Below are 4,699 nucleotides of genomic sequence, written 5' to 3'. Positions count from 1 at the left end.
TAAATGGGTAATTCTATTAACTAATATTGCATATAAAGAACTGAATCTGGTACTCCATCCCTCTTGGCCATTGCCTCAATAGTATCTAATATTTCATGTTGGAATCGGGCTAGTACCCTTTTTTCTTCTGCTGGCGACATAAGCTTGCTGTCGGCTATATATCCTCCTGCCCGAATATTGGGATTGTAAACATCACTTAATACAAGCATACCTCCAAATGATATCAGGTACATTTCTTCAGGCCCCTGTTCAAAGTATATTCTTTTATTATCAATACTATCAAGATCAATTAGCTTATTTAGACTCTTCCATTTTTCAGGTACAGCATATCCTCTTTTTTGTGCTAATGTATCAAAATATTGCATGATAAGCTCTGCCCGTAAGGGTGTTTCAACAGGATAATCTAAATCAATTAGATTTCCGGCTTTATAGGAATAAGTGCACCCCGTAAAACAATAGATTACAATCACTAAAGTACTAATCAATAAATATCTAAACATAAAATATATAGTTTATCATTTTTTATTTGGGACCCAAATCTTTTTGGTTTTGTCAGCCGGATCCTTTTCTTTATGCAACATACCTTTCTTCCTTCTCCAATTTCCATCACTATCCTTCTCCATATATCTTCCAAGAAATACCTGATAAGCCTGTTCAGTAGCCATATACATGGTTTGCGCATAATTTTTATGCATAAAAGTCTCTATTTTAATTTTCTTATCACTAATAGTGCTTTTGAACGCAATTATTCCATTATAGGCAAGACTCATTTCTTCTGATGAGATAGGTTGACCATTAAAAGGGTCTTTATCACCAATTTTATAATTATTATATAAATCTTTCCAACCCGCCAGGGCAGCTTCATCATAAGGAGTGGTTCCAAAATCATCATACAAGCCCTTTTTACCAGTTGAATTAACTCTATCATAACCTTGATCATGCAGCATCGCCAGATAATCTACTTGATCAACAGGGGGTAACGCATAATCATATTCTTTGGTAAATTCTCCATATTTGTCTACTTTATATAAACTTGTTGACCCAAAATAATTTCCATAATCTGCCTGAAAATTAAAAATTGTTGCCCCAGCATTTCTCTCTACAAATCTTCTTATCTCGTCAGAAAACTTTGTATTCGACTTGGCATCAGTTCCTGTAATCGTAATTATATACTGTACTCCTTTGCCAGACCTGCCTTTACCACCATGTTCATTATGCTGTTTTGGATTATACCAGCTAAGAGAAGGATGCATCACGCCCTTATCTAAATCAATATTAATTAAGTAGGTCACATACTCTAACCCACCCTGATCAATACCATCTATCGGCCTATTACTTGCAAACTGATAAGGTGTTAATTGCGGGTATTTGTTTGCAATCGGATCCACACTCAAAAATCTCGCCACCCTCGGATCATAAATTCTCATTCCATAATCCTGCTCATTTCCTTCACCTTTCTCATCATTATCATTTCCCTTCCCATTAAACCCGTACCGATATCCTTTAGATGGTATTCCATAACTTATACCATTTTCAGTACCAGGATCGGTATTTGACTGATCTACCAGCAACGTGGTGAAATTATCTGCAGATCCACTAGTAAACTCCTCTTCAAAACTTATTATCTGCGTAGCCATATACGTCTCTGGCAAATTATTCGTACGCTGAGTTACGGTAAGTGTTAACGAGATTGTATCTCCTGCTATAATCACCGTACTTCCTGCAACATTCTTTCCAGCACCAATATGACCACCTCTACCTGGCATCAACATACCGAAAGGATAATATTCCTGTGCTGAAGTAATGACTGGATTATAGGAATCAACGGCAGAGTTATTTAGCGATATCCCTGTTTTCTTATCAGAAACTGTGGCAATAACATTTCCCAGATGATTTGTCAACTCAAAGGTCTTCTTACCTCTTATAAAGGTAATATTTTTTCCATAACCTAATCCTGTCATACTAGTAACTTCTGATGGAGACTGATCTTGTACATTGGTTGCCAATGTTGTCATAGCCAAGCGGCTGGTACCATAAAGATCTACCTCTATCTGACTCAGTTGACCACTATTGACTTCCGGATCACCGTAAGTATAGATACTCAATACATTACCATTAGCGTCCCTTACATACCAAGTTTGGATATTACCTTTAGAGTTTAACTCAAACCTAAATGATACCTTCCTTTTATAATCATAAAGAGGATTTAATAATTCTGGACCTAACTCTAGCCTATTTGGAGCCGCATATGTATGCAAAAATGCTTTAGTTCCCCCTTCGTCCTGAATAAAACTTTCATAAGCAGGAAAGGCCTTCCCTTGAATAGTTCCGCTAACCTGTAATACAGTAGAACCCACCATATTAAAATTTAAATCCATTCTCCAATCAATATCAGGAGCTACAGATACTAAAGGATCAGATCCTTCTACTTGTAATGTTAATTTGTTATTTTTAAATTTTTCGATGCCGCTAGGCATTGAAAAACCTTGCTGTTCCGACGAACCAACAAAGTTTTGATACCCTTGTAGTTACACTAGCAAAATGACCATCCTCGCTTACGCCATCAACGCCCAACTCAAACTTAGCCATAGAATGTAGTCTTGCTGTAGCTTTTAATACTTCAGGTCTTGTAGTTGATTCATTTAAAGCCCCCCCCTATTATCACCTTTAAAGCTTTTCTTAAAGGTTCCAAAAGCATCCCCAAACCTAGCCCATGGAGCAAATGAGCGTTGAGTTACCTTGAATGATTCTAAACCATCAAGATCTATTGCCCATATCGGCATATTGCTTGCGAACTGATACGGCGTTAAATCCGGATACTTCGGAGTCAAAGGATCCACACTCAAAAACTTCCCTACTCTCGGATCATACACCCTCATCCCATAATCCTGCTGATTACCCACTCCTTTGATTTCGTTGTCATTCTCCTTCCCATTAAACCCATATCGATATCCTTTAGATGCTATACCATAACTTATTCCTCTTTCAGTCCCAGGATCAGCACTCGTCTGATCCACAAACAGCGTCGTTAACTCATCACCAGTACCACTCGTAAACTCTCCTTCAAAACTTATCACCTGTGTAGCCATATAAGTTCCCGGAGTATTATTCGTCCACTGAGTGACCGTCAGTGTCGCAGGGATGGTATCCAACTATTTGTCGCAATAAAATCAAACTTAACGCCCTCATCGTCAAAGTATCCTTCAATATTCATCTTGCCCCAACTTGAAAAATATTCCTTACCGTTGTACTTAATGCTCTTTGCATCACCACTTTGAATCCCTCTTTCTTTATTGTTCTTATTGAACGTTGTAAAAGTAGAACCTGTAGGCACATCTATTGCTCCTTTTCCTGGTGTATTTGTCAGTATTTTTATATAATTAATTATTAACAAGCCTTTTAATACCATAAATGCGCCACTATGACCACTTTCGGTAAAAAACTAAGGGAAGCAAGGGAAGCTAAAAGCTTCTCCCAGGCGGAGTTAGCGAGGCAAATAACCTCTCACCACTCTATTATCGGTAAGTATGAGCGCGACGAAGTGAAGCCTACTATTGATGTCGTTAAAAAACTCGCTGATGTGCTGGAGACAACTGTAGGATATCTATTGGGAGAGTCTGAAGACAGGGAACTATTAAAAGATCCCTCTATTCTTAAACAGCTAAATGATATTTCTAAATTCCCGGAGCAGGATAAGAATTGTACTCTCTATGCCCTCGATGCCATGATCAATAATGTGAAGCTAAAAGCCATTCAATAAAAAAAACGCAAACTTATACTCACTAATAAAAAACATTCCTATAAGCAACAAAGCCCAGCTACTGCCGGGCTTTGTTGCTTATAGCATAAAAGACTCTACTTATCTCCAATCCATTCCTATACTTTTATCCACTACTAACGCTGGATTCTGATAGAACTTTACACTCCTTCTAAATTCTATGTCTTTCATTCACCACAGGGCAACCCTTGCTATTCCTTTCTCATCATTTTAGACAACTTTCTAAAGGGCAGGCAACAAATTAAAACAGCTGCTGCGGATAATAGTACGATTCTAAAAGAAAACATAACATGCCATGCGGTAATCAATTTATCTTTACTGCTCACATAATACATTTTTGGATAATTATTCATCGCAATACTGTCAGCAATTCGTTCAGTTATTTCAACACGATAAGTCACCCCTTTATACACCACATCCATATTATATGATCTTCCTCTTCCAATCGTATAAAAGGATTTGACGAACTTATACTCTATTGGCTTATTCTTATTGACAACATTCCTATATTCAAAGTAATTTTTACCACTTATTAATAGAATGATTATAAAAACCAGGCCTAATATTATTCGGACCAAATTAATTGAGGACATTATTATTCAATTTTACGGGTAAATCGTCTCCCTTCTTGTCTTCCTTTTCTGTCTTTGCAGCATCCTGCGCTTTGTTGGCAACAGTTTTAGCAGCAGAGCCTTTTGCAGTTTTGCCTACATTGTCCAGTTTTTTAAATGCTTTCTGTGTTTTTGCTGCAGCTTTCTTTGCAGCCTCAGCATTTCTCAGCAGCCGCCGATTGTTCAAATTTTAAACATACTCTTAATGTTTGGGGTTTTCTTTTAGGTTGTTGCGAAATTAACGAGATACCGCTTTCCTGCAAAGTTTCGACTATAACATATAAATATTTATAGAATTACCCATTTAGCT

General features: G+C 37.3%; 7 protein-coding genes. 1 reads left to right on the top strand and 6 read right to left on the bottom strand.

The genetic code is table 11. From position 1 onward, the window contains the following. Positions 1-20: 20 nt before the first annotated feature. The 4 genes from BW716_RS34435 to BW716_RS34420 all read right to left on the bottom strand — a co-directional run bounded on the left by BW716_RS34435 (position 21) and on the right by BW716_RS34420 (position 3,409). Positions 21-500 (bottom strand): hypothetical protein, encoded by a 480-nt coding sequence (locus tag BW716_RS34435; protein WP_083730581.1) that lies wholly within the window; start codon positions 498-500, stop codon positions 21-23. A gap of 15 nt (positions 501-515) precedes the next feature. Further along, on the bottom strand, positions 516-2,477 hold the full coding sequence (locus BW716_RS34430) for an RHS repeat-associated core domain-containing protein (RefSeq protein WP_083730580.1): 1,962 nt from the start codon (positions 2,475-2,477) through the stop codon (positions 516-518). A gap of 165 nt (positions 2,478-2,642) precedes the next feature. Beyond that, on the bottom strand, positions 2,643-3,152 hold the full coding sequence (locus tag BW716_RS34425; protein ID WP_083730579.1) for an RHS repeat-associated core domain-containing protein: 510 nt from the start codon (positions 3,150-3,152) through the stop codon (positions 2,643-2,645). Next, positions 3,128-3,409, bottom strand: coding sequence for a hypothetical protein (locus BW716_RS34420; protein ID WP_083730578.1), 282 nt, complete (start codon positions 3,407-3,409; stop codon positions 3,128-3,130). The genes BW716_RS34425 and BW716_RS34420 overlap by 25 nt, the downstream gene beginning before the upstream one ends. A gap of 12 nt (positions 3,410-3,421) precedes the next feature. Between BW716_RS34420 and BW716_RS34415 the strand changes: the two genes are divergently transcribed. After that, positions 3,422-3,760, top strand: coding sequence for a helix-turn-helix domain-containing protein (locus BW716_RS34415; protein WP_083730577.1), 339 nt, complete (start codon positions 3,422-3,424; stop codon positions 3,758-3,760). A gap of 209 nt (positions 3,761-3,969) precedes the next feature. On the opposite strand, the gene BW716_RS36545 is transcribed toward BW716_RS34415, so the two are convergent. Continuing rightward, positions 3,970-4,200 (bottom strand): hypothetical protein, encoded by a 231-nt coding sequence (locus BW716_RS36545; RefSeq protein WP_143709219.1) that lies wholly within the window; start codon positions 4,198-4,200, stop codon positions 3,970-3,972. Positions 4,201-4,357: 157 nt separating this feature from the next. Then, positions 4,358-4,576 carry a hypothetical protein gene (locus BW716_RS34405; protein WP_083730575.1) on the bottom strand — a complete coding sequence of 73 codons (219 nt, stop codon included), beginning with the start codon at positions 4,574-4,576 and terminating at the stop codon, positions 4,358-4,360. Between the last annotated feature and the right edge of the window lie 123 nt (positions 4,577-4,699).

The sequence above is a fragment of the [Flexibacter] sp. ATCC 35208 genome (genome assembly GCF_001975825.1).
GTDB lineage: Bacteria > Bacteroidota > Bacteroidia > Chitinophagales > Chitinophagaceae > Chitinophaga.
The sequence above is the reverse complement of the archived record's forward strand: the minus strand, read 5'-3'. Positions and strand labels throughout refer to the sequence as shown.

What these genes read in the sequence shown, in the direction of transcription:
- BW716_RS34415 (WP_083730577.1), top strand. Translation starts at nt 3,422, where the DNA reads ATGACCACTTTCGGTAAAAAACTAAGGGAAGCAAGGGAAGCTAAAAGC.
- BW716_RS36545 (WP_143709219.1), bottom strand. Translation starts at nt 4,200, where the DNA reads ATGGATGTGGTGTATAAAGGGGTGACTTATCGTGTTGAAATAACTGAA.
- BW716_RS34430 (WP_083730580.1), bottom strand. Translation starts at nt 2,477, where the DNA reads ATGCCTAGCGGCATCGAAAAATTTAAAAATAACAAATTAACATTACAA.
- BW716_RS34435 (WP_083730581.1), bottom strand. Translation starts at nt 500, where the DNA reads ATGTTTAGATATTTATTGATTAGTACTTTAGTGATTGTAATCTATTGT.
- BW716_RS34420 (WP_083730578.1), bottom strand. Translation starts at nt 3,409, where the DNA reads ATGGTATTAAAAGGCTTGTTAATAATTAATTATATAAAAATACTGACA.